This is a genomic window from Bradyrhizobium sp. USDA 4516 (genome assembly GCF_054055915.1).
The window spans coordinates 8,270,977-8,297,860 of record NZ_JBSRXT010000001.1 but is presented as its reverse complement, the minus strand read 5'-3'; the positions used below and the strand labels follow the sequence as shown (position 1 = coordinate 8,297,860).

24 protein-coding genes are annotated in these 26,884 nt (G+C 65.0%); 16 read left to right on the top strand and 8 right to left on the bottom strand.

The features are described from left to right. Positions 1-2 precede the first annotated feature (2 nt). Positions 3-998, bottom strand: coding sequence for a phosphotransferase (locus ACVI1L_RS38435; RefSeq protein ID WP_456785200.1), 996 nt, complete (start codon positions 996-998; stop codon positions 3-5). A gap of 128 nt (positions 999-1,126) precedes the next feature. Between ACVI1L_RS38435 and ACVI1L_RS38430 the strand changes: the two genes are divergently transcribed. The 4 genes from ACVI1L_RS38430 to ACVI1L_RS38415 all read left to right on the top strand — a co-directional run bounded on the left by ACVI1L_RS38430 (position 1,127) and on the right by ACVI1L_RS38415 (position 4,756). After that, positions 1,127-1,597, top strand: a complete 471-nt coding sequence (locus ACVI1L_RS38430; RefSeq protein ID WP_456785199.1) for a copper chaperone PCu(A)C — start codon at positions 1,127-1,129, stop codon at positions 1,595-1,597. 135 nt (positions 1,598-1,732) lie between these two features. Beyond that, positions 1,733-3,505 carry a PQQ-dependent dehydrogenase, methanol/ethanol family gene (locus ACVI1L_RS38425; RefSeq protein WP_129965109.1) on the top strand — a complete coding sequence of 591 codons (1,773 nt, stop codon included), beginning with the start codon at positions 1,733-1,735 and terminating at the stop codon, positions 3,503-3,505. 133 nt (positions 3,506-3,638) lie between these two features. Next, the gene (locus tag ACVI1L_RS38420; RefSeq protein ID WP_035631104.1) at positions 3,639-4,133 is read left to right on the top strand and encodes a c-type cytochrome; all 495 of its coding nucleotides are present in this window, start codon (positions 3,639-3,641) and stop codon (positions 4,131-4,133) included. Next, entirely contained in the window at positions 4,130-4,756 is a 627-nt protein-coding gene (locus ACVI1L_RS38415) for a hypothetical protein (protein WP_456785198.1), read from the top strand. The genes ACVI1L_RS38420 and ACVI1L_RS38415 overlap by 4 nt, the downstream gene beginning before the upstream one ends. Before the next feature lie 162 nt (positions 4,757-4,918). On the opposite strand, the gene ACVI1L_RS38410 is transcribed toward ACVI1L_RS38415, so the two are convergent. Both ACVI1L_RS38410 and ACVI1L_RS38405 read right to left on the bottom strand, forming a co-directional pair. Next, positions 4,919-6,592: a bifunctional protein-serine/threonine kinase/phosphatase gene (locus ACVI1L_RS38410; protein ID WP_194295395.1), complete on the bottom strand. Its 1,674-nt coding sequence runs from the start codon at positions 6,590-6,592 to the stop codon at positions 4,919-4,921. 63 nt (positions 6,593-6,655) lie between these two features. Next, on the bottom strand, positions 6,656-7,915 hold the full coding sequence (locus ACVI1L_RS38405; RefSeq protein ID WP_456785197.1) for an MFS transporter: 1,260 nt from the start codon (positions 7,913-7,915) through the stop codon (positions 6,656-6,658). Between the two features lie 261 nt (positions 7,916-8,176). On the opposite strand from ACVI1L_RS38405, the gene ACVI1L_RS38400 reads away from it, so the two are divergent. The 4 genes from ACVI1L_RS38400 (at position 8,177) to ACVI1L_RS38385 (ending at position 14,010) form a co-directional block, all read left to right on the top strand. After that, positions 8,177-8,359, top strand: a complete 183-nt coding sequence (locus ACVI1L_RS38400) for a hypothetical protein (RefSeq protein WP_057019572.1) — start codon at positions 8,177-8,179, stop codon at positions 8,357-8,359. Between the two features lie 190 nt (positions 8,360-8,549). Next, positions 8,550-11,009: a nitrite reductase large subunit NirB gene (nirB, locus tag ACVI1L_RS38395; protein WP_057019571.1), complete on the top strand. Its 2,460-nt coding sequence runs from the start codon at positions 8,550-8,552 to the stop codon at positions 11,007-11,009. Next, the gene (gene nirD, locus ACVI1L_RS38390) at positions 11,006-11,335 is read left to right on the top strand and encodes a nitrite reductase small subunit NirD (protein WP_028335429.1); all 330 of its coding nucleotides are present in this window, start codon (positions 11,006-11,008) and stop codon (positions 11,333-11,335) included. Before nirB ends, nirD begins: the two co-directional genes overlap by 4 nt. Positions 11,336-11,346: 11 nt before the next feature. Next, the gene (locus tag ACVI1L_RS38385; protein ID WP_456785196.1) at positions 11,347-14,010 is read left to right on the top strand and encodes a nitrate reductase; all 2,664 of its coding nucleotides are present in this window, start codon (positions 11,347-11,349) and stop codon (positions 14,008-14,010) included. Between the two features lie 76 nt (positions 14,011-14,086). Here ACVI1L_RS38385 and ACVI1L_RS38380 read toward each other — a convergent pair whose 3' ends face one another. Further along, a complete protein-coding gene (locus ACVI1L_RS38380; RefSeq protein WP_456780370.1) occupies positions 14,087-14,209 on the bottom strand; it encodes a hypothetical protein in 123 nt (40 codons plus the stop codon). Positions 14,210-14,212: 3 nt separating this feature from the next. Between ACVI1L_RS38380 and ACVI1L_RS38375 the strand changes: the two genes are divergently transcribed. Beyond that, positions 14,213-15,163, top strand: coding sequence for an amidohydrolase family protein (locus tag ACVI1L_RS38375; RefSeq protein WP_233285844.1), 951 nt, complete (start codon positions 14,213-14,215; stop codon positions 15,161-15,163). On the opposite strand, the gene ACVI1L_RS38370 is transcribed toward ACVI1L_RS38375, so the two are convergent. Further along, complete coding sequence (locus ACVI1L_RS38370; RefSeq protein WP_456785195.1) at positions 15,160-15,411, bottom strand: hypothetical protein; 252 nt, start codon at positions 15,409-15,411, stop codon at positions 15,160-15,162. The genes ACVI1L_RS38375 and ACVI1L_RS38370 overlap by 4 nt on opposite strands. A gap of 271 nt (positions 15,412-15,682) precedes the next feature. Here ACVI1L_RS38370 and ACVI1L_RS38365 point away from each other — a divergent pair, with 271 nt between their 5' ends. Beyond that, positions 15,683-16,909, top strand: coding sequence for a CaiB/BaiF CoA transferase family protein (locus tag ACVI1L_RS38365; RefSeq protein WP_253608193.1), 1,227 nt, complete (start codon positions 15,683-15,685; stop codon positions 16,907-16,909). Positions 16,910-17,155: 246 nt separating this feature from the next. Beyond that, on the top strand, positions 17,156-17,551 hold the full coding sequence (locus ACVI1L_RS38360; RefSeq protein WP_200844643.1) for a RidA family protein: 396 nt from the start codon (positions 17,156-17,158) through the stop codon (positions 17,549-17,551). A 29-nt stretch (positions 17,552-17,580) separates the two neighbouring features. Here ACVI1L_RS38360 and ACVI1L_RS38355 read toward each other — a convergent pair whose 3' ends face one another. Next, positions 17,581-18,270: a TetR/AcrR family transcriptional regulator gene (locus ACVI1L_RS38355; protein WP_057019566.1), complete on the bottom strand. Its 690-nt coding sequence runs from the start codon at positions 18,268-18,270 to the stop codon at positions 17,581-17,583. 342 nt (positions 18,271-18,612) lie between these two features. Here ACVI1L_RS38355 and ACVI1L_RS38350 point away from each other — a divergent pair, with 342 nt between their 5' ends. The 3 genes from ACVI1L_RS38350 (at position 18,613) to ACVI1L_RS38340 (ending at position 22,380) form a co-directional block, all read left to right on the top strand. Then, on the top strand, positions 18,613-19,845 hold the full coding sequence (locus ACVI1L_RS38350; protein WP_168857056.1) for an acyl-CoA dehydrogenase family protein: 1,233 nt from the start codon (positions 18,613-18,615) through the stop codon (positions 19,843-19,845). Positions 19,846-19,980: 135 nt separating this feature from the next. Then, the gene (locus ACVI1L_RS38345) at positions 19,981-21,039 is read left to right on the top strand and encodes a phosphotransferase family protein (RefSeq protein ID WP_456785194.1); all 1,059 of its coding nucleotides are present in this window, start codon (positions 19,981-19,983) and stop codon (positions 21,037-21,039) included. Between the two features lie 426 nt (positions 21,040-21,465). Further along, positions 21,466-22,380 (top strand): DMT family transporter, encoded by a 915-nt coding sequence (locus ACVI1L_RS38340; RefSeq protein WP_141342957.1) that lies wholly within the window; start codon positions 21,466-21,468, stop codon positions 22,378-22,380. 32 nt (positions 22,381-22,412) lie between these two features. On the opposite strand, the gene argE is transcribed toward ACVI1L_RS38340, so the two are convergent. Further along, positions 22,413-23,582: an acetylornithine deacetylase gene (gene argE / locus ACVI1L_RS38335; protein WP_456785193.1), complete on the bottom strand. Its 1,170-nt coding sequence runs from the start codon at positions 23,580-23,582 to the stop codon at positions 22,413-22,415. A 648-nt stretch (positions 23,583-24,230) separates the two neighbouring features. Next, positions 24,231-25,016, bottom strand: coding sequence for an SDR family NAD(P)-dependent oxidoreductase (locus ACVI1L_RS38330; RefSeq protein WP_057019562.1), 786 nt, complete (start codon positions 25,014-25,016; stop codon positions 24,231-24,233). A gap of 152 nt (positions 25,017-25,168) precedes the next feature. Here ACVI1L_RS38330 and ACVI1L_RS38325 point away from each other — a divergent pair, with 152 nt between their 5' ends. Together ACVI1L_RS38325 and ACVI1L_RS38320 are read left to right on the top strand one after the other, a co-directional pair. Further along, positions 25,169-25,876, top strand: coding sequence for a histidine phosphatase family protein (locus tag ACVI1L_RS38325; protein WP_168857052.1), 708 nt, complete (start codon positions 25,169-25,171; stop codon positions 25,874-25,876). A 138-nt stretch (positions 25,877-26,014) separates the two neighbouring features. Further along, positions 26,015-26,782: an SDR family NAD(P)-dependent oxidoreductase gene (locus ACVI1L_RS38320; protein ID WP_026192903.1), complete on the top strand. Its 768-nt coding sequence runs from the start codon at positions 26,015-26,017 to the stop codon at positions 26,780-26,782. Positions 26,783-26,884 lie beyond the last annotated feature (102 nt).

The window sequence follows — 26,884 nt, the reverse complement described above, 5'->3', positions numbered from 1 at the left end:
CGTCAGACCGAAAGATCGAAGCCGGGCGTCGCGATTTCGGTCAGGAACGCGGCGACGAACATCTTGCCCAGCACATGCTTGGCCGCCGGCGTGCCGGCCTTGAGCCGGCCGGCGCGTGTGGCCTCTGCGAGCTCGGCAAGCGTCGGTGCCGCAAGGCTCGTATCGGGTACGGTGCGCGGCGCCGTCGCCGATGCGCTGAGCAGCACGCCGGCGTAGTAGAGCCGGGTGAGCGCGCGGACATGTGCGAGCCGTGCGCGCCGCGCCTCGTCGAGCCGGCGGCCGAGCCAGGCACGATGCAAAATGCTTTCCAGCTCCGGCGTCCGCGCCAAGCTGTCGCCGACAATCGCGAGGTCGACCAGCGGATCGGTGCGATAGGCGGATTCCCAGTCGATCATCCAGAGCCTGTTGCCGTCGAACAGGATGTTGGCGGGGAGCGAGTCGTTGTGGCTCGACACCGAGTTGACCTCATCCCAGGCATAGGCCGCGCGGATGCGCGCGAGATGCGCGTTGCAACGGTCAAGCACGCCGGGCGCGAACAGGCCGGTGCGGCCGACATGGGCCCAGAGCCGGGCCACGATGTCGGGGTAGCGCACGAAAGCGGGAAAGGTCGGCGTCGCCTGCAGGCGCGCCAGCAATTCGCCGAGCGCCTTCGCCAGCGCCGGCAGGCCGCCGGGATAGCGGCCGAGCGGCTGCCGCTGCACAAAATCCATCACCGCGACGCGCGAGGCCTCGTCGACATAATGGAGTCGCGGCGCGATGCCGGCCTCGGCGGCGATCCTGAGCGACACATACTGAAACGGATTGCGCAGCGGGCTCGGCATTCCTTCGATTCGGAGCAAATAATTCTCGCCGCCTGCATCGATCCGGAACAATTGCGCCGACGTTGCGCCGCCCGAGACCGATGTGACGGCCTCGATCGCTGCGGTGCTGATCACCTGACGCAGTGCGGCATGTGCTGCGTCGCGCTGTGCCGGCGGAAGTTTATCGAGAGCACTCATGCGCAGGAAGTTAGCATGGCCGCTATGCGTGCCCAAAATCGCGTTGATGCAGCGTTCGCGATCTATTGCTGGCAGCGCACGACGAAGCATGAAACAATGCTGCAAAAATCATGTTGGGAGAGAACTTGATGTCGTTCGAGCGGGAGTTGCATTGCGCCGTTGCGTGCCGATCATGGATCGCGTTGCCATTATTCTGCCTGATCAGCACGTTCGGAGTGATGCATAACGCCGCCGCGAACGAGTCCTTGCAGATTGTGGCCGCGCGCGTGCCGGCGGTCGACAAAGCGGGCGGGGACCTACCGTTGACGATGACGATCAAGAACGAGGCCGACAGCGCCGATGCGCTGCTTCGTGTCCGCTGCCCGGTTGCGAATTTTTCCGAGCGTCATACTGTGGATCGCGGCGAAGGCGCACCGGCGATGCGCTCGATATCCAATATACCAGTGCCGGCAAAGGCGATGCTCGAGCTGAAGCGTGACGGTTATCACGTCATGCTGCTGCAGATGCGTCAGGCGCTCACGCCGGGCGAGACCTTCAAATGCGCGCTCGTTTTTCAGAAAGCAGGCACCATCGAGACGGAGGTACAGGTCCAGAAGTGACCTCACACAAGTGACTCAAGAAGACGGCGGGTGGTGCACAGCCATGCGCCGGGACTCAAGGCTTCTCACGTGATCGCCCGTGTGTGACGGGCGGTTCGATCAATGAAGAATGCTAGATCCGGAGGAAATGAACTCATGACAAGGTTGAATTGGGTAAAGTCGCATATGCTCGCCGCGGCAGTAGCATCCGCAGCGACCTTCGCGGGCTCTTTCGCGCTCGCCGACGATGTCGGCCAGGACCGTCTGCTCAATGCTGACAAGGAAGCAGGCAACTGGCTGCACCACCACAAGAACTATTCGGCGACGCGCTTCTCGTCGCTGGCCGATATCAACAAGGACAACGTCAAGAACCTCAAGGTCGCCTGGACCATGCATCTCGGCGGCGTCGAGGGCGGCGGAATCTGGTCGCACGGCGGCCTGGAGGGGACGCCGATCGTCGAGAACGGCTTCATGTACGTCACCGACGGCTGGGGTTCGGTCTACAAGATCGATGCCCATGGCGGCAAAGGCGTGCTGCTCTGGAAGATGGATCCGAAGACCGACCATGACTGGGCCGGCGCGGTCGCCTGCTGCGGCGTCGACAACCGCGGCGTCGCATTGTGGGGCAACCTCGTCGTCTCGCACACGCTCGACGGCCGCCTGATCGCGACCAACAAGGAGACCGGGCAGGTCGCCTGGCAGCGGCAGGTCGCCGATCCCGACAAGGGCGAGGTGATCACCGGCGCACCGCTGATCGTCAAGGACATGGCGATCACGGGCGTGGCCGGCGCCGAATACGGCATTCGCGGCTGGATCGCGGCGACCGACCTGAAGAGCCAGAAGGAAGTGTGGCGCACCCACACGATCCCGGGCAAGGACGAGGCGGGTCACGAGACCTGGAAGGACGACAAGGACGCCAAGGCGAGCGGCGGCGGATCGACCTGGGTCACCGGCAGCTTCGACCCCTCGACCAACACCATCGTCTGGGGCGTCGGCAATCCCGGACCGGACTGGGACAACGAGTATCGGCCCGGCGACAACCTCTACACCGACTCCTCGCTTGGTCTCGATGCCGACACCGGCAAGATCAAGTGGCACTACCAGCACACGCCGAACGATCCCTACGATTATGACAGCGTGGCGGAGAACGTGCTGGTCGACGTCCCCGGTCCGAACAACACGACGCAGAAGCTCGCGCTCGAGGCCGACCGCAACGGCTTTGCCTATGCGATCGACCGCAACAGCGGCAAGTTCATCTGGGGTCTGCCGTTCGTCAAGAAGGTGACCTGGACCAAGGGTCTCGACCCCGAATCCGGCAAGCCGGTGGAGTATGATCCGAAGCAGGGCGTGCAGCGCTACAACGCTGCGGTGACGCCAAGCCGCACCAACAAGGTGACGGACATCTGCCCCGGCAACATGGGCGGCAAGAACTGGCCGCCGACCGCGTATAATCCGAACCTGAAGCTCTGGTACATCCCGGTGATCGAGAGCTGCAACCGGATTACGGTCGAGGAGACGACGCCGGACAAGTTGAAGAAGCGCGAGTTCTTCACGGGCGGCGGACCGAGCCAGCCGGTCAAGATCACCGGCAGCGTCACCGCAATCGACGTCACCACCGGCAAGGTGGCAGGGAAGGCGGAGACCGAATTCCCGAATCTCGGCGGCATCCTGGCGACGCCCGACCTCGTGTTCTCCGGACAGCCGTCCGGCGAGGTGATCGCCTATGACGCGAAATCGCTGCAGCAGCTCTGGCAGTTCAACACCGGCGGCGGCGTCAATGCGCCTCCGATGACGTTCTCGGTGGACGGCAAGCAGTATGTCGCGATCCTGGTCGGCCTCGGCGGTGCCTGGGACAAGTGGTTCATCGATGCCACGCCTGAGCTGAAGCGGATGCAGCCGGGCTCGATGCTCTACGTGTTCGCCCTTTGACGTCGCAGCGCGGGAGGCCTCTCACCGAGGCCTCCCGCGTCGATTTGGCCGAGAAAGACAAGAAAAAAGACAAGAAACAAGACAAATGAAAAAAATATCGCTGGTTGGCACGTGGCTCGGCTGCGCGCTGGTGATGGGATTTATCGGTACCGCGCAAGCGCAGTCGGCGAGCGATCCGACCGATGCGGGCAAGGCGGTGTTCAAGCGCGGCAATTGCGTCGGCTGCCACAAATGGCATGGCAATGGTGGCGGCGGCTATGGCGGCGACGCGCTGTCGCTGCGCAAGACCGAGCTGACCCGCGAGCAGATCATCGAGACCGTGACGTGCGGCCGGCCGGGCACCGGCATGCCGTTCTTCGTGCGCGGCTCCTACGACACCACGAAATGCTACGAGATGACCCGGCAGGACGTCGCGGACCGCATGCCGCCCGAAGCGAATGTGTTCCTGCGGCCGAACGAGATCGAGGCCGTCGCCGACTACGTGCTCGCCCGCGTCAAGGGCAAGGGCGAGCCGACCTACGATGAATGCATCGCGTTCTTCGGCGATGGCTCGCGGGTCTGCAACATCTACAAGGAGGCCGGCCACGCCGCCGCGCCGTCCGATCAGAGCGAGAAGGCAAAGCCATGAGCAAGCAAGGATCGGCAATCCGTGGCTTGGTCTTCGCTGTCACCGTCACGGCAGCGGTGCCGGCGATGGCGACCGCGGGAGACCTGCGCGACATCAGCGTCGGAATGGCGATCAGCAGCGTGCCGGACGCGGGCTACATCAACCTGACTTGCGTCGGCGAGAAGACCCACAGATTGGCTGACTGGGCGCAATGGCAGGCTTGCCAGGCCGGACCGGACCAGCTGCGCGGCATCCGCTTCGAGTACGATCGCGAGAGCGGGCGGGAAGGCACCATGGTCGGCGGCCATCCCGCGATCCTCACCGTCATCATCGACAAGGACGCCAAGATCGCGGCGCTGATGATCGAGACCGATCCGAAGGCGCGGCTCTATCTGCGCAAGAAGGCCTTCCTGCTCGGCCTGCAGGCGAGATCGCGCTATGGCGAGGACGGCTGGACCTGTTCCAAGGCACAGCCGGGCGCCGACAAGCAGGAGGTCGGCGGCGTATTTGTCGACGAGAAATGCACCAAGACGATCGACGGCCGCACGGTCGAGATCGAGCGCCATCTCTACCGCGAGCCGAACAAGGAGCTCAAGGACATGACCGACGAGACCCGCATCACGATCCGCCGCGCCGGGTCCTGAGCTGCAAACTGAAATAGCCAAATTTCAGCTGCCTAACCGATCTAAAATGACTCTCTTTCTTTTCGTCATGGCCGGGCTTGTCCCGGCCATCCACGTCTTTTCTTAGGCGATTGCAGCGAAGACGTGGATGCCCGGCACAAGGCCGGGCATGACGGAGCTAGTCTAATGCCGCGCCAGCAGCACCACGACGATCAGGGCCAGGATCGCGCATAGCACCTTCCAGAAGGTCACGGGATCGCGGTCGTGCAGCGATTTGCGGGTGGTGACGGCGGGGCCGGCCCAGGTCGCGCCGTTTTCCAGTTCGTGCGCGAACTCGATGGCGTCGCCAAAACGTTGCGCGGGGTCGACGCTGAGCGCCTTGCCGATCACCGCGTCGAGCCAGGCCGGCAGGTCCGGCCGGTAGCGCGATAGCGGCGCCGGCTTGCCGAAGCGAGGCCGCGAGAACGGTTCGATCTCGCCGAACGGATAGTTCGCGGTGAACATGCGATAGACCGTGACGCCGAGCGCGAACAGGTCGGAGGCCTCGTCACCGGCCTTGCCGCCGAACAGTTCGGGCGCCATGTAGCTCGCGGTGCCCGGAATGTCCTCGGCGGGAAAATCCTCCAGCAGCGGCACCCGCGCGACGCCGAGGTCGACAAGGCGCAACCCGCCGTCTTTCAGCAAGATCACGTTGTCCGGCTTGATGTCGCGATGGATGATGCCGGCGCGGTGCAGCGCGGTGACCGCGCGCACCAGCTTGGTTGCGATCGCGATGCCGTCGGTGAGCGACAGCCGCGGCGCGCGGCCAAGCCGCTGCTCCAGTGTTTCGCCCTCGTAGAGCGGCATCGCCGAATAGAGCCTGGTCTGCCGCTCCGCCGGCACCTCGATGATTTCGCCGATCCAGAGGCTGCGCACACGCGCGGCGACCCAGGCCTCGCGCACGAAGGCGAGGCGGTAGGAGCCTTCGCTCGCGACCCGCGGATGTGGAAACTTCAGCACCACTTCGCGGCCGGCGCGCTTGTCGATCGCCTTGAACAGGCGGCTGTAGCGCCCGTCGGACAAGACGTCGCCGAGGCTGAAATCGTCGATCGTATCGCCGGTCACCGGCAAATCGAGGATCGGCAGCGTCGCGATCGCGTGGGTGAGATCGTCGCGGTCCGCCGGCGGCAGGTCGACGACGTCGAGCACCAGTGCGGTCGTGTTGTCGCTGCTGCCGGCCGCGAGGGCGGCGTCGACGATGCTGCGCGCGGACTCGTCAGGCGGCGTGCGTTCCTCCAGCAATTGCTGGAGGCGCAAATCGCCGAGCGCGCCGTGAACCCCGTCGCTGCAGATCAGCAGGCGATCATGTTGCCGGAGCCCGAGGGACGTGTAGTCGAAGCGGGCGAACTCCTCGAAACCGATGGCGCGGCTCAGCATGTGGGCGAGGTCACCGCGGCCGGCGATATGGTCCTGCGTCAGGCGTTCCAGGCGGCCGTCGCTCAGGCGATAGGCACGGGTGTCGCCGATATGGATCACATGGCATTGTCGCCGTGACAGGATGATCGAGGAGAACGCGCAGGCCATGCCGCTGCGCGCGGCATCGACGCGGCCCTGGCCGTAGATCCAGCTGTTGGCGGCTTCCAGCGCCCGCGCGGCGCGGCGGCGGACACCGAGCGTCTCGGGCAACGAATAATAGGCGTCGATGAAGCTGCGGACCGCAACCTCCGCGGCCTCGCGCCCGCCCTTGTGGCCGCCGACGCCGTCAGCGACCGCGGCGACCACATCGCGATGCAGCGTGCCCGGCTGGCCCAAGCAGGCCGCGACATAATCCTCATTGGCGGCGCGCTTGCCGGTCTCGCTGGCAAAGCCGACGCGCACCCCCAAGTCCCGTTGCGAACCGTTCGCCACGTCCGGGCCCCGTCACGTTGCGGAGCGGAGTCCTCAGACGCGCGCTCCCGATACCGCGCCCCAAGTGGTGCGCCAGCGAACCTTGACCATGGCAAGTCCGATGAAGCCAAGCAACGCCAGCCCGCCGAAGAACAGGAAGCCGGCGCCGAAGCCGCCGGTCATGCCCTTGGCGGCGCCGAGCGTCTGGGCGAGGAAGAAGCCGCCGACGCCGCCGGCGCAGCCAACCAGCCCGGTCATCAGGCCGATCTCGTGACGGAAGCGCAGCGGGATTAGCTGGAACACCGCGCCGTTGCCCATGCCGAGCGCCAGCACGCCGATCGAGAACAGCAGCACCGAGATCCAGGCGATGCGCGGCAGTTCCGTCAACGCCCAGCCGGCCTGCGTCGGCGCCGTCGGGCCCTCCGGCATGAAGGCAATGACGAGATAGGCCGCGACCACGACACCGAACAGGATCGACAGCGAACGGATGCCGCCGATCCGGTCGGCGATCATGCCGCCGACGGGACGGAATCCCGAGCCGAACGCGACGATCAGCGCGACCAGCATGCCCGCCGCGACGCCGGAGACATGATACTGCACGGTGAAATAGAGCGGCAGCGCGTTGGCGAGGCCGACGAAGCCGCCGAAGGTGATGAAGTAGAAGAACATGAACCAGCGGCTGTCGGAATCCTTCAGCAGTGCGCCGTAGGCATGCAGCGAGACCTTCTTGCGCTCGCCCGGCGCGTCCTTGGCTGCGACCGCGTAATAGGCGAGCACCATCAGCATCGGGATAAGCAGGCAGCCGAACACGGCCTGCCAGCCCCAATGCTCGGCAATGGTCGGCGCGAGCAGCGTGTCGAGCACGACGCCCATATTGCCGGCACCGGCAATCCCCATCACCACGCCCTGATATTGCGGCGGATACCAGCGGCTCGCCTGGGGCAGGGCGACGGCGAACGAGGCGCCGCCGACGCCGAGCGCAAGCCCGAACAGCTCGATCGCGAGCTTGCTGGTCAGCCCGAAGTGCCACACCGCAGCAGTCGCGGCGATCACGACGAGCTGGGCGATGATGCCGGTGCGCTTGGCGCCGATGATGTCGGCGAGAATGCCCATCGGCACGCGCAGCAGCGCGCCGGCCAGCACGGGAATGGCGACCAGGGTGAACTTCTCGTTCACGGCCAGATTCATGTCTCGCGCGATGTAGACGATCAGCGGTCCGAGCGCGACCCACGCCATGAAACTGATGTCGAAGTACAGGAACGCGGCAAGCAGTGTCGGCCAGTGACCTGCCTTCTTGAACTCGGCAAGCTTCATCGCAAGCATCTCGCGTTGATGCGGCGGAGGCAGCCGCGAAAGCGCGGCCATCTCAGGCGCAGACAAATGGAATGTTGGTGAATGGGAGTGCGCTCGTCGTTGAAACGCACTCCGTCAACAGCTGGGGTCAGCAATTACCGTGCCATCGATCAGGTCGTGTCTCTTTGCCGTGCAGTCGCAAGACGTTGCCGCGCAATCGCGAACAGCGTTCCGCCGCCGCGCGTGGCGTGGCTTGCGGCAAGTGCCGCCGCGCAAACGTGCATGCTGGTGCTTTTTTGTGCGATGCGCCAAGTCCCTGCGATCGCGCATCAAATGCGATTTCGCGATCGCATCGCGGCCGGCGATGCTGTGATGCACAAGAGATCATCGGCGTGGCTAAAATTTCGGCCGGCTGTCGGCGCGGCGCGCGGACCGGTGGATTTTGATCGGCCGGAAACCTTTTGATTTTGCAGCCGGATTCGCCCGCCACGAGTTGGCACGCGTTTTGAATATTAATTAACAACGGAACATCGGTCGTCATCGAAGACGGTCTGCGCCCGCGGCTGGGCTTCCTACAACTCCAAACCTTTATCGGTGCCCATCAACGACGCACGCCGCGTCGCTGCGCAGCGCCGTCGGAATTGAAAGGCAGACCATGCTCGACAAAGTGACCAAGCAGAAGCTCGTGGTGATCGGCAACGGGATGGCCGGCATCCGGACGGTCGAGGCGCTGCTGGAGCGCGCGCCCGATCTCTACGACATCACGGTGTTCGGCTCCGAGCCCTACGGCAATTACAACCGCATCCTGCTGTCGCCGGTGCTCGCCGGCGAGAAGACCGTCGACGACATCATGCTCAACACCGTCGACTGGTACGAGGACAACAACATCACGCTACGCAAGGGCGAGACGATCACCATGATCGATCGCCGGACCTGCGAAGTCGTCACCGAGGCCGGCGAGCGGGTGCCCTATGACCGCCTGCTGATCGCGACGGGCTCAAACCCGATCATGCTGCCGCTGCCGGGCAAGGAACTGCCAGGCGTGATCGGCTTCCGCGACATCTACGACGTCGATCGCATGATCAAGGCCTCGACCGACTATCGCAACGCGGTAGTGATCGGCGGCGGCCTGTTGGGCCTCGAGGCCGCCAATGGGCTGATGAAGCGCGGCATGAACGTCACGGTCGTGCATCTGCTCGACACGCTGATGGAGCGTCAGCTCGATCCGGTGGCCGGCGGCCTGTTGCGCAAGTCGCTGGAAGAGCGCGGCATGGTGTTCAAGATGCCGGCGCAGACCCAGGCCATCCTGGGCGAGGACCGCGTCACCGGCGTGCGGTTCGGCGACGGCACCGAGCTGCCGGCCGATCTGGTGGTGATGGCGGTTGGCATCCGCCCGAATTTCGAGCTCGCCAAGAAGGCCGGGCTGTACTGCGAGCGCGGCATCGTCGTTTCCGACACCATGCAGACCTATGACGGCCGCATCTACGCGGTCGGCGAGTGCGTGCAGCACCGCCGCCAGACCTACGGTCTCGTCGCGCCGCTGTTCGATCAGGCCAAGGTCTGCGCCAACCACCTCGCGATGAAGGGTTTCGCCACCTATGACGGCTCGGTCACCTCGACCAAGCTGAAGGTCACCGGCATCGACCTGTTCTCGGCCGGCGACTTCGCGCCGGGGCCGGACAAGGAGGAGATCGTGCTGCAGGACGCTAACCGCGGCGTCTACAAGCGCATCATCCTGAAGGACAAGAAGATCGTCGGCGCCGTGCTCTATGGCGACACCATCGACGGTCCCTGGTACTTCCAGCATCTGCGCGACGGCACCGACGTCTCGCATATGCGCGAGCGCCTGGTGTTCGGCGCCGCCAATCTCGGCGATGGCGGCGTCAGCGGCCAGAGCTCGGTTGCCGCGATGAGCGACGAGACCGAGATCTGCGGCTGCAACGGCGTCTGCAAGGGCGCCATCGTCAAGGCGATCAGCGAGAAGAAGCTGTTCACGCTCGACGACGTCCGCGCCCATACCAAGGCATCGTCGTCCTGCGGCTCCTGCACCGGGCTCGTCGAGCAGGTGCTGGCGTTCACGCTCGGCGGCGACTATTCGGCGGCGCCGAAGGTCAAGCCGCTGTGCAAATGTACCGATCACAGCCACGACGACGTTCGCCGCGTGATCGTCGAGCAGCAGCTCAAGACCATTCCCGCGGTCATGCGCTTCATGGAGTGGAAGACCCTGAACGGCTGCCACTCCTGCCGTCCGGCGCTGAATTACTATCTGCTCGCGACCTGGCCCGGCGAATATCGCGACGATCAGCAGTCGCGCTTCATCAACGAGCGCGTCCACGCCAACATCCAGAAGGACGGCACCTATTCGGTCGTGCCGCGGATGTGGGGCGGCGTCACGACGCCGAGCGAGCTGCGCGCGATCGCCGACGTCGCCGAGAAGTTCAACATCCCGACGGTGAAGGTCACCGGCGGCCAGCGCATCGACCTGCTCGGCGTCAAGAAGGAGGACTTGCCGGCGGTGTGGTCCGACCTCAACGACGCCGGCATGGTGTCGGGCCACGCCTACGCCAAGGGCCTGCGCACGGTGAAGACCTGCGTCGGCTCGGAATGGTGTCGCTTCGGCACCCAGGATTCGACCGGCCTCGGCGTCAAGCTCGAGAAGTTCATGTGGGGCTCGTGGACGCCGGCCAAGGTCAAGCTCGGCGTCTCCGGCTGCCCGCGCAACTGCGCGGAAGCGACCTGCAAGGACGTCGGCGTGGTCTGCGTCGATTCCGGTTACGAGATCCATTTCGCCGGTGCCGCCGGACTGCACATCAAGGGCACCGAGTTCCTGACCAAGGTCGAGACCGAGGACGAATGCCTCGAGGTGATCGTGGCGCTGACCCAGCTCTACCGCGAGGAGGGCTGGTATCTGGAGCGCATGTACAAATGGTGCGACCGCGTCGGTCTCGAGCAGATCAGGAAGCGGGTGGTCGACGACGTTGCGAACCGCAAGGCGCTGTTCGCCCGCTTTGCCTATTCGCAGCAGTTCGCGCAGACCGATCCGTGGGCCGAGCGTGCCAGCCGCGGCGTCGACCGCAACGAGTTCGCGCCTCTCGCCGAATTAGAGCTCGCATGACTCAGTGGATCGAAATCGGCGCATTGACCGACATTCCGCGGCTCGGCTCGCGCGTGGTGCGCACGCCGGGCGGCAACATCGCAGTGTTCCGGACCGAGAGCGACGAGGTGTTCGCGCTCGACGACCGCTGCCCGCACAAGGGCGGGCCGCTGTCGCAGGGCATCGTGCACAACAAGCGCGTGACCTGTCCGCTGCATAACTTCGTCATCGAACTGGCGAGCGGGCAGGCCGTGGCGCCCGACGAAGGCTGCACCCATACCCATCCGGCCAAGGTCGAGAACGGCGTTGTCTGGCTGTCGGTGCGGCAGGCGGCCGCGGTGAGCTGAGCGGTCAGGCAATGTCCGTCAAGACCACGTGTCCCTATTGCGGTGTCGGCTGTGGCGTCATCGCGTCGAAGGACGCGGCCGGTGCCGTCACCGTCGAGGGCGACAGGCAGCATCCGGCCAATTTCGGCCGGCTCTGCAGCAAGGGCTCGGCGCTCGCCGAGACCATCGATCTCGACGGGCGTCTGCTCGAGCCGATGGTGGACGGCGCGCCGGCGTCATGGGACGACGCGCTCGATCGCGTCGCCGATGGCTTTAGCAGGATCATACGCGAGCACGGGCCCGACGCGGTCGCGTTCTATGTTTCCGGCCAGCTGCTGACCGAGGACTATTACGTCATCAACAAGCTCGCCAAGGGCTTCGTCGGCACCGCCAATATCGACACCAATTCGCGGCTGTGCATGGCCTCCAGCGTCGCGGGGCACAAGCGCGCGTTCGGCAGCGACACCGTGCCGGGCTGCTATGAGGATCTCGAGCAGGCGGACTTGCTCGTGCTGGTGGGCTCCAACGCCGCCTGGTGCCATCCGATCCTGCACCAGCGCATGCTGGCGGCGAAGGAGAAGAATCCGGCCTGCAAGATCGTGGTGATCGATCCGCGCCGCACCGCGACCTGCGAGGGCGCCGATCTGCATCTGCCGCTGCGCTCGGGCAGCGATTCCGTGCTGTTCAACGGCCTGTTCGCCTTTCTCGCCGGCAGCAACGCGGTCGACCGCGGCTTTGTCGGCAATTGCACGACGGGTGTGGTGGACGCGCTGAAGCAGGTCGGCGGCCAGACCGTGGCGCAGACCGCGGCGACCTGCGGCCTGACCGAAGGCGCGGTCGGGCTGTTCTTCGACTGGTTCACGCGCACCGAGCGCGTCGTCACGCTGTATTCGCAAGGCATCAACCAGTCGTCGAGCGGCGTCGACAAGGTCAACGCCATCATCAATTGCCATCTCTTGACTGGACGCATCGGCCGTCCCGGCATGGGGCCGTTCTCGCTGACCGGCCAGCCCAACGCGATGGGCGGCCGCGAGGTCGGCGGGCTCGCCAACCAGCTCGCCGCGCATATGGAGATCGAGAATCCCGCGCATCGCGAGCTGGTGCAGCGGTTCTGGCGTGCGCCAGTGATCGCGGAGAAGGCCGGGCTGAAAGCGGTCGACATGTTCGACGCGATCGCCGACGGCCGCATCAAGGCGGTGTGGATCATCTCGACCAATCCGGTGGTGAGCCTGCCGGATGCCGATCGCGCGCGCGCCGCGCTCGACGCCTGCGAGCTCGTCGTGGTGACGGATTGCATGCGCGACACCGACACCACGCGCCATGCCGACGTGCTGCTGCCGGCACTGGCGTGGGGCGAGAAGGACGGCACCGTCACCAATTCCGAGCGTCGGATCTCGCGGCAGCGGCCGTTTCTCGCAGCGCCGGGCGAGGCGCGCGCCGACTGGCGCATCATCTGCGACGTCGCCGCCCGGATGGGATATTCCGGCTTCGATTATGCCTCGGTGGCCGAGGTGTTCCGCGAGCACGCCGAACTGTCCGGCTTCGAGAATAGCGGCCGGCGCGATTTCGACATCTCGGCGCTGGCGGCGCTGGACGATACCGCCTACGACGCGCTGGCGCCGGTGCAGTGGCCGGTGACGTCGGACCATCCGGCCGGCACGTCGCGGATGTTCGAGAGCCAGCAATTCTTCACGCCCGACCGCAAGGCGCGCTTCGTGCCGGTGGCGCCGCGCGCGGCGCGCCACGCGACCAGCCGCGACTTTCCGCTGGTGCTCAACACCGGCCGTGTGCGCGATCAGTGGCACACCATGACCCGGACCGGCAAGACCGGCCGGCTGCTGGCACATGTGTTCGAGCCCTATGCCGAGTTTCACCCGGAGGATGCGCGGCAGGCCGGCCTGCAAAACGAGGGATTGGTGCGGCTGACCAGCAGCTGGGGCGAGATGATCGCGCGCGTCGTGGTCAGCGCCGACCAGCGCCGCGGCTGCGTGTTCGTGCCGATGCACTGGAACGCGGAGTTCGCCGGCGAGGGGCGCGTCAACGCGCTGGTCAATCCGGCGACAGATCCAGTGTCCGGCCAGCCGGAGTCCAAGCACACGCCGGTCAAGGCCGATCCCTATACGCCGAAATGGCACGCCTTCATCCTGAGCCGCGACGCGATCAGGCGTCCGGCAAGCGGCTATTGGGTCTACGGCAAGGCCGGCGATTGCACGCGGCTGGAGCTCGCGCTCGACACTCGCCCGGAGAGCTGGCGCGACTGGGCGAGGGCGCAGCTCGGCCTCGAAGGTGTCGAGATCGAGTGGATCGCCTATCGCGATCCGGCGGCGGGACGCTTCCGCTACGCGGCGGTGCGCGACGGCCGGCTCGAGGGCTGCGTGTTCATCGCGCCCGATCACGCGCTGCCGTCGCGGGCCTGGCTGACCGGGCTGTTCGCCGAGCAGCAATTGTCGGCCAACGCGCGGATGTCGCTGCTCGCGGGAAGGCCGTTCGGCGCGGGCGAGGATGTCGGCCCGATCGTCTGCTCCTGTTTCAGCGTCGGACGGCACCGGATCACCGCCGAGATCAAAAAGGGCGCCGACAGCGTCGATGCGATCGGCCGCTGTCTGAAGGCCGGCACCAATTGCGGCGGCTGCAAGCCCGAGATCGGCAAGCTGATCGGCGCCACCGCGCAGCCGCGGCAGGCGATCGCGTCGTAGGTCGCCGCGCCAGGGCCCAGCCGAGAAATGCGCGATTCAAGATTGTTGCGGTGCAAATTGACCGTGAGCCCTATTTCTACGGCCGCAATTTCCTGATGTGATCTTCAATATTGCGAGCCAGTTTGCGGTTACCCCTGCTGAGGCGCGCCGTGCCGATCACCATCATGTCGTGACCAAAGCCATAGAACAGGAAGGACATTACATGCCTTCACGCCGTCATCTTCTGACCGGCGCCGTCGCGACCGGTGTCGCGCTGTCAATGCAACGCGCCACTGTAGCGGTCGCGCAGCAAAAACGAGTGATCGTCGATTCGCAGGTTCACCTGTGGCCGGCAAGCACTCCGGAGAGACCCTGGCTCCCCGGTGCCAAGCCGCAGCTCCCCGAGCCCTTCACCATCGAGCGAGTCATTCCACTGATGGACGAGGCTGGCGTCGATCGCGTTGTCATCGTTCCGCCAGTGTCGCTTGAAGGTGAGCGCATCGATTATGCCCAGGAGGCAGTCAGACGGTACCCGGGCCGCTTCGCCATCATGGCGCGTGTCGCCCTCGACAAGCCCGACCGCGCGGCACGGCTTGCGACTTGGCGCGACCAGCCCGGCGTACTGGGCGTGAGGTTGAACGTCGGCCCCGGCGAAGCGGCGTGGCTGACAGACGGAACCGCGGACTGGTTCTGGCCGGCGGCGGAGAAGGCCCGCCTGCCGGTGATGTTTCTCACTGAGGGGCAGACGTCGCTGTTCGCCCGCATCGCCGAGCGGCACCCGCAACTTACGCTCATCATCGATCACATGGGCGTCGGCGCGGGACTTCGCCCTCGTTCCGGCTCATCGGAAAACAACATGGTGCCGGAGGCTATCGTCCAGGCGGCCGCGCTCGCAAAATATGCGAATGTATCGGTGAAGTTGTCGTCGGTCCCGCTGATTTCGACTGAGCGATATCCATTCCGCGACGTGATCCCGCACATCCACCGCCTGTTCGACGCCTACGGCCCGGAGCGCTGCCACTGGGGGACCGATCTAACCAACTCATTCGCCCGGGCCACTTACCGGCAGCGCGTGACGCAATTCACGGAGGAGCTTCCGTTCCTCAGCGAAAGCGACAAGGACTGGATCATGGGCCGCGCGATCCTGGCGCGGCTTCGCTGGACGTCGTCCTAGCAGCCGCGGCAGATGCTCTTCAGCTTGCTGTTGAGCAGGCGGTCCTCTTCGTCGGAGGCCGCCTTGGTGTAGGGGGCGTTGCCGTGGCGCTTGTCGTCGGCAAAACTGCCGGCGCCAGTGGCGCCGCCCACGTGCATGCCGTGCATCGCGTGCCCGCCGCCATGGCCGTGGCTGCCGCGCGCGTCCACCGGCGGCATCGCGGCCGCAAGCAGCGTCAGCAGCAACCCGACCGTCGTGATCGTCCGCATGTTTTCCTCCTCGTCGCGGCAAAATACCGCTGACGCTGAGGCAAATGGGTGTCGGCCATCTTCACAATTTCGCGTGGCGGCAATCGGGGCAGGGGCCGGCCGGTTCCGGCCAAATACCGCCGGTGCGCCGCACATAGGCCGCCCGGGGATGGCTTCATGCCGACAATGCAGTGCTCGTCACACCAAAATGGTGTATCGGCAGGCTTGAGCGCGCGCGGGCAGCGGCCCGGTGCGACACAATCAAGATATCGCAAGATTTGGAGGAAGGTTCATGTCGGCTCTGCCACTCTCGGGCATCAAGATTCTCGACCTGACGCGGGTGCTCGCGGGCCCGCTGTCGGCCCAGATGCTGGCGGATCTCGGCGCCGAGGTGATCAAGATCGAGCGGCCCGGCGGCGGCGACGATGCCCGCGCCTTCGGCCCGCCCTATCTCACCGATCCAGAAGGCAAGCAGAACAACAACAACTCGTTCTACCTCTGCGCCAACCGCAACAAGAAGTCGGTCACCGTCAACATCGCCAAGCCGGAAGGGCAGGCGATCATCCGCGAGCTCGCCAAGACGGCCGACGTGATGATGGAGAACTACAAGGTCGGCGACCTCAAGCGTTACGGTCTCGACTACGAGACCATCAAGCAGCTCAACCCCGGTATCATCTATTGCTCGGTGACGGGTTTCGGCCAGACCGGACCTTACGCGCCGCGCGCGGGCTATGATGCGATCCTGCAGGCGATGGGCGGCCTGATGAGCGTCACCGGCCATATCGACGGCGAGCCGGGCGAGGGCCCGATGAAGGTCGGCCCCTCGATCGTCGACTACATGACCGGCATGAACACCTCGATCGGCATCCTCTCGGCGCTCTACCATCGCGACGCCAACAACGGGGAAGGGCAGCACATCGACGTCTGCCTGTTCGACACGGTGATCGCATCGCTGTCGCACTGGCTGCAGATCTACCTCGTCAATGGCAAGACCCCGCCGCGCCGCGGCACCTGGGGCAATGGCGGCATGCCGGCCGGCGTGTTCCGCTGCACTGATGGCGAGCTGATGCTGGTGGTCGGCAATGACGGCCAGTTCCAGCGCACCTGCGCCGTGCTCGGCGAGCCCGAGCTCGCCAACGACAAGCGCTTCGTCAAGAACAACGACCGCGTCGTGCACGGCAAGGAGATCATGGCGATCTTCGCCGGGCTGTTCCTGAAGAAGCCGGTGGCCTACTGGCTAGAGAAGCTCGAGGAGGCCGGCGTGCCGTCGGGCCCGATCAACAATTTCGAGCAGGTGTTCAGCGATCCGCACGTGCAGTCGCGCGGCATGCGGGTCAAGGTCGACCATCCCTTCGAGCCGAACCTGTCGCTGATCCGCAACGCGCTGACCTTCTCGGGCACGCCGATCACCGAATACCGCGCCCCGCCGCTGTTGGGGGCCGACACCAAGGAGATCCTGGCGACCATCGGCTATGACGACGCCAAGGTCGAGGGACTGAAGGCGCAGGGGATTCTGTAGGCACTGACTTCGAGGCCGCGGGCGGTGGAGTTTCTCCGTCATCCTGAGGTGCGAGCTCTTGCGAGCCTCGAAGGATGAACGGCCCCGCTGGTGGCCGTCGACCCTTCGAGACGCGCGCAAGGGCGCGCTCCTCAGGGTGACGGGACCAGGGTCGTCATTCCGCAACAACACTTCGACCAGCATCGAAGCATCATTGACATCCGCCTGCTAGGTTGGCGCCATCGATCCTCATCGAAGGTGCCAATCATGAAACGGGAAGTGGTCCGCGTCGAACCGATCTCGAGTTGGCTGGAGCGCTGGAAGGCGCCGGCATCGCCGGTGACCCGGGCCGGCAACATGGTGTTCGTCTCCGGCCTGCCGCCGTTCGATCCCGCGACCGGCGAGTTCGCCGCCGGCGCGTCGATCGAGCGGCAAAGCGAGCTGGTCATGGAGCAGCTCAAGCAATGCCTCGAGGCGGCCGGCGCCACGCTCGACAATGTGATGAAGTGCAGCGTGTTCTGCACTTCGGCAAAGCACTTCACAACCTTCAATGCAGTCTATGCAAGGTACTTCCCGCACCAGCCGCCGGCGCGGATCTTCGTCTGCATCCCGGAATGGACCGGGCCGTTCGACGTCGAGATCGACTGCATCGCGATGGTGTAAGGGCAGGGCGCCGCAGCGGCGCCCTCGCTTCACAAATCCTGCCGCGTCAGCCGCCCGTGCATCGCGACCGGTCGCGGCGCCGGCTTGCTCGGCACGTCGCCCATCGTCAGCGCCATCACCGAGACCGTGACCACGCGATCGATGATGCCGCGGACGTCGTCGAGATCGCATTTGCCTTCCGACAGCCGCAGCAGGCGTTCCTTCTCGCGGATGGTGTGGTGCGCCATCGCGAGCGCGAAGTGCAGGCCCCAATAGAGCTCGGTGTCGCTGCTGGCCGGCATCGCGCGGCGCATCGCCGCGGCGAACTTGCGCAGGTGATCGACCTCGCGATTCTTGATGCGGCGGATCGGCGGCACGGATTCGATCGAGGCGCGGATCATGAACCGCGCCGCGGTCGAGCCCTCGCGATCCGGCCCGAGGCAGCCGCGCAGGGTGGGGCCGACGAGGGCGCGCATGATGTCCTCGATCGCGGCGCGGCCGCCGCCTTTTTCCTCCGCCGCCCGCAATTCGTTGAGGCGCTCGCGGTTGGTCTGGATGCTGCGGGTGACAAACAGCTCCGCGATCAATTCGTCCTTGGAGCCGAAATGATAGTTCACCGCAGCGAGGTTGACGTTCGCCTCCGCGACGATGTCGCGCAGCGTGACGTCGCCGAAGCCGCGGTCGGCATAGAGCCGCTCGGCGGCGGCGAGAATGGCGGATCGGGTCTGGTCGCTGGCCATGGCTGAGAGCCTCCGGTCATTCCGGGGCGATGCGCAGCATCGAACCCGGAATCTCGCTCCACAATTTCCGGATTCCGGGTTCAGCCCTGCGGGCTGCCCCGGAATGACGAACGCGAGGTTGCATTTCAAACATTTGTATGAAACTATCGTTTGAACGGTCGGAAATGTCAATCCGCGGATCGCGGGGCAGCATTCTGGCACGCCAACGCCGCCCTTCCGCGAACGCCCTTGCGAGCCGCGGAGGCGGGGTCAACAATGTCGGCAAATGGCTACGGCCCAGGTCATCGGCCCAGGTCATCGGCCCAGGTCAGCGGCCCAAGTCTAGGAAACGAGGAGCGTCCCATGGATTTCACGATGTCGCCCAAGCAGAAGGAGTGGCTGGAGCGCGTTCAGGCCTTCATGAAAACGCATGTTCGCCCCGCCGTGCCGATCTACGACAAGCAGGACGCCGAAGGCCCGCGCTGGAAGGTGATCCCGATCCTCGAGGACCTGAAGAAGAAGGCGAAGGCCGAAGGCCTCTGGAACATGTTCATGCCGCCGTCCTCGCATGAGGACGATGAATTCCACGGCGCGGGATTGACCAATCTCGAATACGCGCTGCTGTCGGAAGAGATGGGTCGCATCTCCTGGGCTTCGGAAGTGTTCAACTGCTCCGCCCCCGATACCGGCAACATGGAAGTGTTCATCCGCTACGGCACCAAGGAGCAGAAGCGCAAATGGCTGCGTCCGCTGATGGACGGCGAGATCCGCTCCGCCTTCCTGATGACCGAGCCGGCGGTCGCTTCCTCTGACGCCACCAACATCGAGACCCGCATCGAGAAGGACGGCGATCACTACGTCATCAACGGCCGCAAATGGTGGTCGTCGGGCGTCGGCGATCCCCGCTGCAAGATCGCGATCCTGATGGGCAAGACCGACTTCAACGCCGCCAAGCATCAGCAGCAGTCGCAGATCCTGGTGCCGCTCGACACCCCCGGCATCAAGGTCGAGAAGATGCTGCCGGTGTTCGGCTTCGACGATGCGCCGCACGGCCACGCCCAGGTGCTGCTGGAGAACGTGCGCGTGCCGAAGGAAAACATCCTGCTCGGCGAAGGCCGCGGCTTCGAGATCGCGCAGGGCCGTCTCGGTCCGGGCCGCATCCATCACTGCATGCGCACCATCGGCCAGGCCGAAGAGGCGCTGGAGAAGATGGTGAAGCGGCTCGCCTCGCGCACCGCGTTCGGCAAGAAGATCATCGAGCATTCGGTCTGGGAGCAGCGCATCGGCGATGCCCGCACCGACATCGAGATGAACCGTCTGCTCTGCCTCAAGGCCGCTGACATGATGGACAAGGTCGGCAACAAGACCGCACAGGCCGAGATCGCGATGATCAAGGTCGCAGCTCCCAACATGGCGCTCAAGATCATCGACCAGGCGATCCAGGCCTTTGGCGGCGGCGGCGTCTCCGACGACGCAGGCCTCGCCCGCGCCTATGCCCACATCCGCACGCTCCGTCTCGCCGACGGTCCGGACGAGGTGCACAATCGCGCCATTGCCAGACTTGAACTTCGGAAGTATGCAAACACGTCGCACTGAGCATGATGCGGAACGCATGGCGTTCGCGCGCACATCGTGCTCAGAATGAAAAACAGAGATCAGGCTGGCGTGCCGGCCTGATTGAGGGAGCGCCCCGACGCGCTCCTTGAAAAATCGAGTTGAGGGAGCGTCATCGTGGCGGACGGCGTCAGGAAAGACGAAGAATTTTCCGGCACAAGGGAAGTCGAGGAGCGCCATCGTATCAACGAGGCCAGTCTCGACGCCTGGATGAGGGAACACGTCGAGGGTTATCAGGGCCCGCTCACGGTCCTGCAGTTCAAGGGTGGCCAGTCCAACCCGACCTACAAGCTCGAAACCCCTGGCCGCAGCTATGTGATGCGGCGCAAGCCGTTCGGTAAATTGTTGCCGTCGGCGCATGCGGTCGATCGCGAGTTCCGCGTGATCGCGGCGCTCGGCAAGCAGAATTTCCCGGTCGCGAAAGCCTACGCGCTGTGCACCGACGACGCGGTGATCGGCTCGGCCTTCTACATCATGTCGATGGAGGAGGGGCGGGTGTTCTGGGATCCGACGCTGCCGAGCCAGGAGCCCGACGCGCGCCGCAAGATCTTCGCCAGCAAGATCGAGACGCTGGCCAAGCTTCATCTGTTCAATCCCGAGACGATCGGCCTCGGCGATTTCGGCAAGCCCGGCAATTATTTTGCACGGCAGGTCGATCGCTGGACCAAGCAGTACCGCGCCTCCGAAACCCAGCACATTCCCGAGTTCGAGAAGCTCGCCGAGTGGCTGCCGAAAACCGTTCCGGAGCAGAAGCGCGTCTCGATCGTCCATGGTGACTATCGCCTCGACAACATGATCTTCCACGCCACCGAGCCGCGGGTGCAGGCGGTGCTCGACTGGGAATTGTCGACGCTCGGCGATCCCATGGCCGACTTCACCTACCTCTTGATGCAGTGGACCATGCCGGGCCTCGTCAATGCCGATCTCAAGGCATTGAACATTCCGAGCCAGGATGAAGCGGCGCAGATCTATTGCGACGTGACCGGCATCCCGGTGCCGGACCTGAACTGGTATTTCTCCTACAATCTGTTCCGCCTTGCCGGCATCACGCAGGGCATCGCGGGCCGGGTCCGCGACGGCACCGCCGCGAATGCCAAGGCCCTCGAGTCGGCCAAGCGCACCGTGCCGCTGTCGCAGGCGTCATGGGAATACGCGCAGAAGGCCGGCGCAACCTGATCCGAGAATGCGGCGCGATCCCACAAGGTTCGCGCCGCTTTTCTTTTTACCTCGCCCCGCTTGCGGGGAGAGGCATAGGCCGCCTGAGGCGGCCGTCTTCAAGAACGCCGAAGCGCAGCTTCCGCTGTGTCGCATCGCGAGATGCGATCCGGGTGAGGGGGACTCTCCGCGAGTTCATCTGTCACCGGGTTTGTCGAGATAGCCCCTCACTCACCCCGACCCTCTAAGAGCGAGCTGCGCTCATCTTGACCCCGCAAGAGCGGCGCGAGGGAGCAATAGGCCGATCGCGATTCCAAAAGCTCGCGCCGCCGCTGCAAGGTGCGGCATGTTTCCGCATTGTAGCCATCTGTGACTTGAGTTCGCGCTGCCGCTTTGGCAAGTCAGTCCGGTCAACGCCCGCCCTGGTCCTGATCGGACATCTTCATTTTGACCCTTTCCTCCAATCTTCGCGGCAGCCTGTTCATGGCTGCGGCCATGGCCAGCTTCACGGTCAACGACACCATCACCAAGGCGGTGTCGGCGGAGCTCAACATCGGCGAGATCCTGCTGGTGCGCGGCCTGGTCGCGATGGTGCTGGTCGCGGCGCTCGCCTGGTACCGCGACGCGCTGCGCAGTTTCAGCGTCCTGCTGATCTGGCCGGTCGGGCTGCGGGTTCTTGGCGAGATCGGCGGCACGCTGACCTATCTCTCGGCGATCGCGCAGATTCCGCTCGCCAACGCCTCGGCGATCTTCCAGGCGCTGCCGCTGGTGATCACGCTCGGCGCGGCGCTGGTGTTCGGCGAGCCGGTCGGCTGGCGGCGATGGCTCGCGATCGCCGCCGGCTTCATCGGCGTCCTCGTCATCGTTCGGCCCGGTGCGGAAGGCTTTAGCCAGGCTGCGCTCTTGGCGCTGGCGTCGGTCGGCTTCTGCGCGGTGCGCGATCTCGCCACCCGCCGTATCCCGAAAGAGCTGCCGACCGTGTTCATCACGCTGCTCACCACCGTGACCGTGACGACAGCGGGTGCTGTCGTCCTTGTCCCGCTCGGCGGCTGGCGGCCGCCGTCCGGCACCGCGCTCGGCCTGCTCATATTGGCCGCGGTCCTGATCCTGATCGGTTATCAGTGCATCATCGTGTCGCTGCGCACCGGCGACATCTCGGCGGTGGCGCCGTTCCGCTATACCGCGCTGCCGTGGGCGATGCTGACGGGCTATCTCGCCTTCGGCCACAAGCCCGACGGTCCAATGCTCGCGGGCGCCGCGATCATCGTGGCCTCCGGCCTCTATGCCTTCTACCGCGAGCGCAAGCGCGACAAGCTCCGTCCGGCCGCGACCGGACCGGGCCTGCCGCCGGATGGGCTGTGAGGCATCCGTGATCCTACGCAATCATTTGCAAATCACTTCGCGCAATGCGCGATCAGCCGTGCGACGAATGCGCCGCACGCCTCGAGCTGCGACATCTCGACGAACTCATCCGGCGTATGCGCCTGTGCGATCGAGCCGGGGCCGACCACAACGGACGGCACGTCCGCCATGCTGACGAACAGGCTGGCCTCGGTGCCGAAGGCAACCTTGGCGTGGTCGTTGCGGCCGGCAAATTGCTTGGCGAGCGTGACGATGGCGGCGTCGGCGGCGGTGTCGAGCGCGGGGTAGTCGAGGATCTCCTCGAAGTCGATGCCGCAGTCCGGATGCCGCTTGCGCATGTCAGGCTCGATCTCGGCCTTGGCCCAGGCGATGATCGCGTCCGTCACCTCTCTCGACTCGGTGATGCCAATGCCGCGGCATTCGAATTCCACCACGCATTCGTCGGGCACGATGTTCAGCGCGGCGCCGCCGTGCACGATGCTGGTGAGCAGGGTCGAGTGCGGGACATCATAGAGGCTGTCTCGCTCGGCATCCGCCGCCAGCAGCACGGCGCGGCGGCGGATTTCGGCGATCAGGTCGGCGGCATATTCGATGGCGTTGACGCCGTCGGGCGCGATCGAGGAGTGGCGGGCGAGCCCGCGGAACGTGGCGCGCACGCCATGCTTGCCCTTGTGCCCGATGATCACCTGCATCTGGGTCGGCTCGCCGACGAAACAGCCGAGCGGCTTGATCGGCTTGCGCGCGACCTCGCGCAGCATCGGACGCACGCCGACGCAACCGATCTCCTCGTCATAGGAGATGGCAAGATTGATCGGCGTCTTCAGATCGGCCGCGAGCATCTCGGGAACCATCGCGAGGCAGACGGCGACAAAGCCCTTCATGTCGGTGGTGCCGCGGCCGTACAGCCGGCCATCGCGCTCGACGAGCTCGAACGGGTTGTGGCTCCAGTCCTGTCCCACAACCGGCACGACATCGGTATGCCCCGACAGCACCAGCCCGGCCTTGTCCTCGGGGCCGACGGTGACCCACAACGAGGATTTCTGCCCGGTTTCATCGACGATGCGTTGCCCCGCGAGGCCAAGCGAGGCGAGGTAGCGCTCGATGTAGTCGATCAGGGGCAGATTGCTGCGGTCGCTGACGGTGTCGAACGCGACGAGGTCGGCCAATAGCTTGCGGATGCGGTCGGAACGTCGATTTTGCATTGCCTGTTCGTTTGCGAGGGATTGTGCGAGGAATGACGAGTGTGCGAGCGATCCTGCCAGCGAAGTATAACAGCTGGCTGGCCTGCCGAGGCCAAGCAATATTCGGACCGTTGCCGGCGGTTATTGCGGTCCAGGCGTGTGGGATGGGTTGGGTAGAGCGAAGCGAAACCCATCGAATATATCCGCGCGGTGAGATGATGGGTTTCGTGGAGTTTATCATCGGGTCGCGCGTTGCGCGGACCTAGGCGAAGCGGAACGAAAGGCAAGACTCGGGCGATTCATGTCGCGAGAATGCGAAACTGTATTCCCATTCTCGGCTGTCATCGCCCGGCTCGGACCGGGCGATCCAGTACGCCGCGGCCTCTCGGCTCAAGCACAGACGTCTCTGGAGTACTGGATCACCCGCATGCGTATGCGCAGGTGATGACACCGCATTGTTTGGCACTTGAATGCGAACCATCTCCAGCGTCGTCCCGGCGAAGGCCGGGACCCATTACCCCAAATGCCAATGAATGCGCGACGCTGGGGCAACAGCCTTCTTCAACCACTCGACCCTGTGGTTATGGGTCCCGGCCTTCGCCGGGACGACGGTCGTGAATGTGGAGCCATCGGGGCCGCAGCCGGGATAACCACTGGAGACTGCCCTCGCTAGATCGGCTTGCCCGTATAGGGCATCGATGCGGTGAGGCCGCCGTCGACCGGGATGGCCTGGCCGTTGACGTAGGACGCATCATCGCTTGCCAGGAACAATCCCATCGCGGCGAGCTCGTGCGGCTGGCCGGCGCGCTTGAGCGGATTGAGCTGGCCGATCTTGTCGGCGGTGCCGCGCTCCTTGGCGCGATCGAACACCGGTTTGGTCATGCCGGTTTCAATCAGGCCCGGGCACACCGCATTGATGCGCACGCCGGTGCCGGAGAGCGAGTAGGCGGTGGTCTGCACCAGGCTGATGACGCCGGCCTTGCTCGCGCCGTAGGGATGTCCGCTGGCACCCGACTTCAGGCCCGCGACGGAGGCGGTGCAGACGATCGAGCCGGAACCTTGCTTCGTCATATGCGGAATCGAATGCTTGATCGCGAGGAACGGGCCGATCAGATTGACGCGCAGCACTTCCTGCCAATGTTCGACGGTCTGGTCGGCGAGCGGGACGAGGCCGCCGCTGACGCCGGCATTGGCCCAGATCGCATCGAGCTTGCCGTACTTCGAAACCGCCTTCTCGATGAAGGCCTTCACGTCGCTCTCCGAGCCGGCATCGGCGGTGACGGCCTCGACGGTGCCGCCGGCATCGCGCACCAGCTTGGCGGTCTCGTTGACGCCCTCGGTGCGATCGACCGCGATCAGCTTGGCGCCTTCCCTGGTGAACAGCAGCGAGGCGGCGCGGCCGATGCCGCTGCCAGCGCCGGTGATGATGACGGATTTGCCTTCGAGGCGGCCCATGAGTTTCTCCCTGTTCACGTGATTAGTTCGGGTGGTCCTTGGCGAGTCTGCCGCGCGACGGAATTCAAACAAAATTTCAAACGTCCGAAGCACTTGAGACGGTGTGCGGCGTGACGTACAGCGAGACGGGACACTATTGAAGGGCTCATCCGATGTCCAATCCAGACAAGCCTGAGGTGACGGTGACGCGGTGGTGGTGGGTTCGTCACGCGCCGGTGCGCAGCGACGGCGGCAACATCTACGGACAAGAGGATATCGACTGCGACACCGGCGATGTCGAGGTGTTCGAGGCGGTCGCCAAGATGCTGCCGCGCGATGCGGTCTGGTATTCGAGCAATTTGAAGCGCACACACAAGACTGCGGACGCGATCTGGGCTGCCGGGTTTCCAAAGCCTGAAAGCATGACGCAGGAACGCGACTTCGCCGAGCAGCATCTCGGCCAATGGCAGGGTATGAACCGCGCCGCGTTTCTCGCCAGTCGTCCGCCGGGTACGGCCTGGTTCGCCGACGTCAACGATCCCGCGCCCGGCGGCGAGAGCTACATGGATCTTTACACCCGCGTCTGCCGCACCATTGTGCGGATCACCGCCGCGGAAGCGGGCAGGAATATCATCGCCGTCGGCCATGGCGGCGTGATCAAGGCCGCGGTCGGGCTGGCGCTCGGCGGCCAGCCGGACAGGGGGCTGTCGTTCGATATCGATAATGTCTCGGTGACGCGGCTCGATCACATCGCGAGCGCCGGCCTGTCGACCTGGCGCTTGCCGATGGTGAACCAGCAGCCGTGGATTGCCGATCCGCGCCACGCCGCGATGCATCAGCCGTCCGGGCCTGAAGTCAGGCCGGCGAGCAAGCTTGCGTGATCGTCATTCCGGGATGGTCCGAAGGACCAGACCGCAGATGCGCAATTGCGCATCGGGGAATCTCGAGATTCCGGGTCGACGCTGGTGCGTCGCCCCGGAATGACGCTAAGACGAACACTTAACATCAGGGAGAGAAACATGACCTTGTTCGACATGAAGGGAAAAGTCGCCGTCATCACCGGCTCGACGCGCGGCATCGGACGCGCGATCGCCGAGCGCATGGCCGAGCACGGCGCCAAGGTCGTGATCTCCTCGCGCAAGGCCGACGTCTGCGAGCAGGTGGCGAAGGAGATCAACGACAGCTACGGCAAGGGCACCGCGGTTGCGATCGCGGCAAACATCTCGTCGAAGGAAAACCTGCAGAACCTGGTCGACGAGAGCAACCGCGCCTTCGGCAAGATCGACGTGCTGGTCTGCAACGCGGCGTCGAACCCGTATTACGGTCCGCTCGCCGGCATCTCCGACGATCAGTTCCGCAAGATCCTCGACAACAACATCGTCGCCAACAACTGGCTGATCTCGATGGTGGTGCCGCAGATGATCGAGCGCAAGGACGGCTCGATCATCATCGTGTCCTCGATCGGCGGCCTGAAGGGCTCGACCATCCTCGGCGCCTACGCGATCTCCAAGGCTGCCGACATGCAGCTCGCGCGCAACCTCGCCTGCGAATACGGCAAGCACAATATCCGCGTGAACTGCATCGCGCCCGGCCTGATCAAGACCGACTTCGCGAAGGCGCTGTGGGACAATCCGGACAATCTGAAGGCCTCGACCGCACGCTCGCCGCTGCTGCGGATCGGCGTGCCGGACGAGATCGCTGGCGCCGCCGTGATGATGGGCTCGCGCGCCGGCGACTTCATGACCGGCCAGACCATCGTGATCGACGGCGGCGCGACGATCAGCTGAGCATCACTCGTCATTCCGGGGCAGCCCGCAGGGCTGAACCCGGAATCTCGATGTTGTTGCGCGAGATTCCCCGATGCGCGATTGCGCATCTTAGGTTCGCGC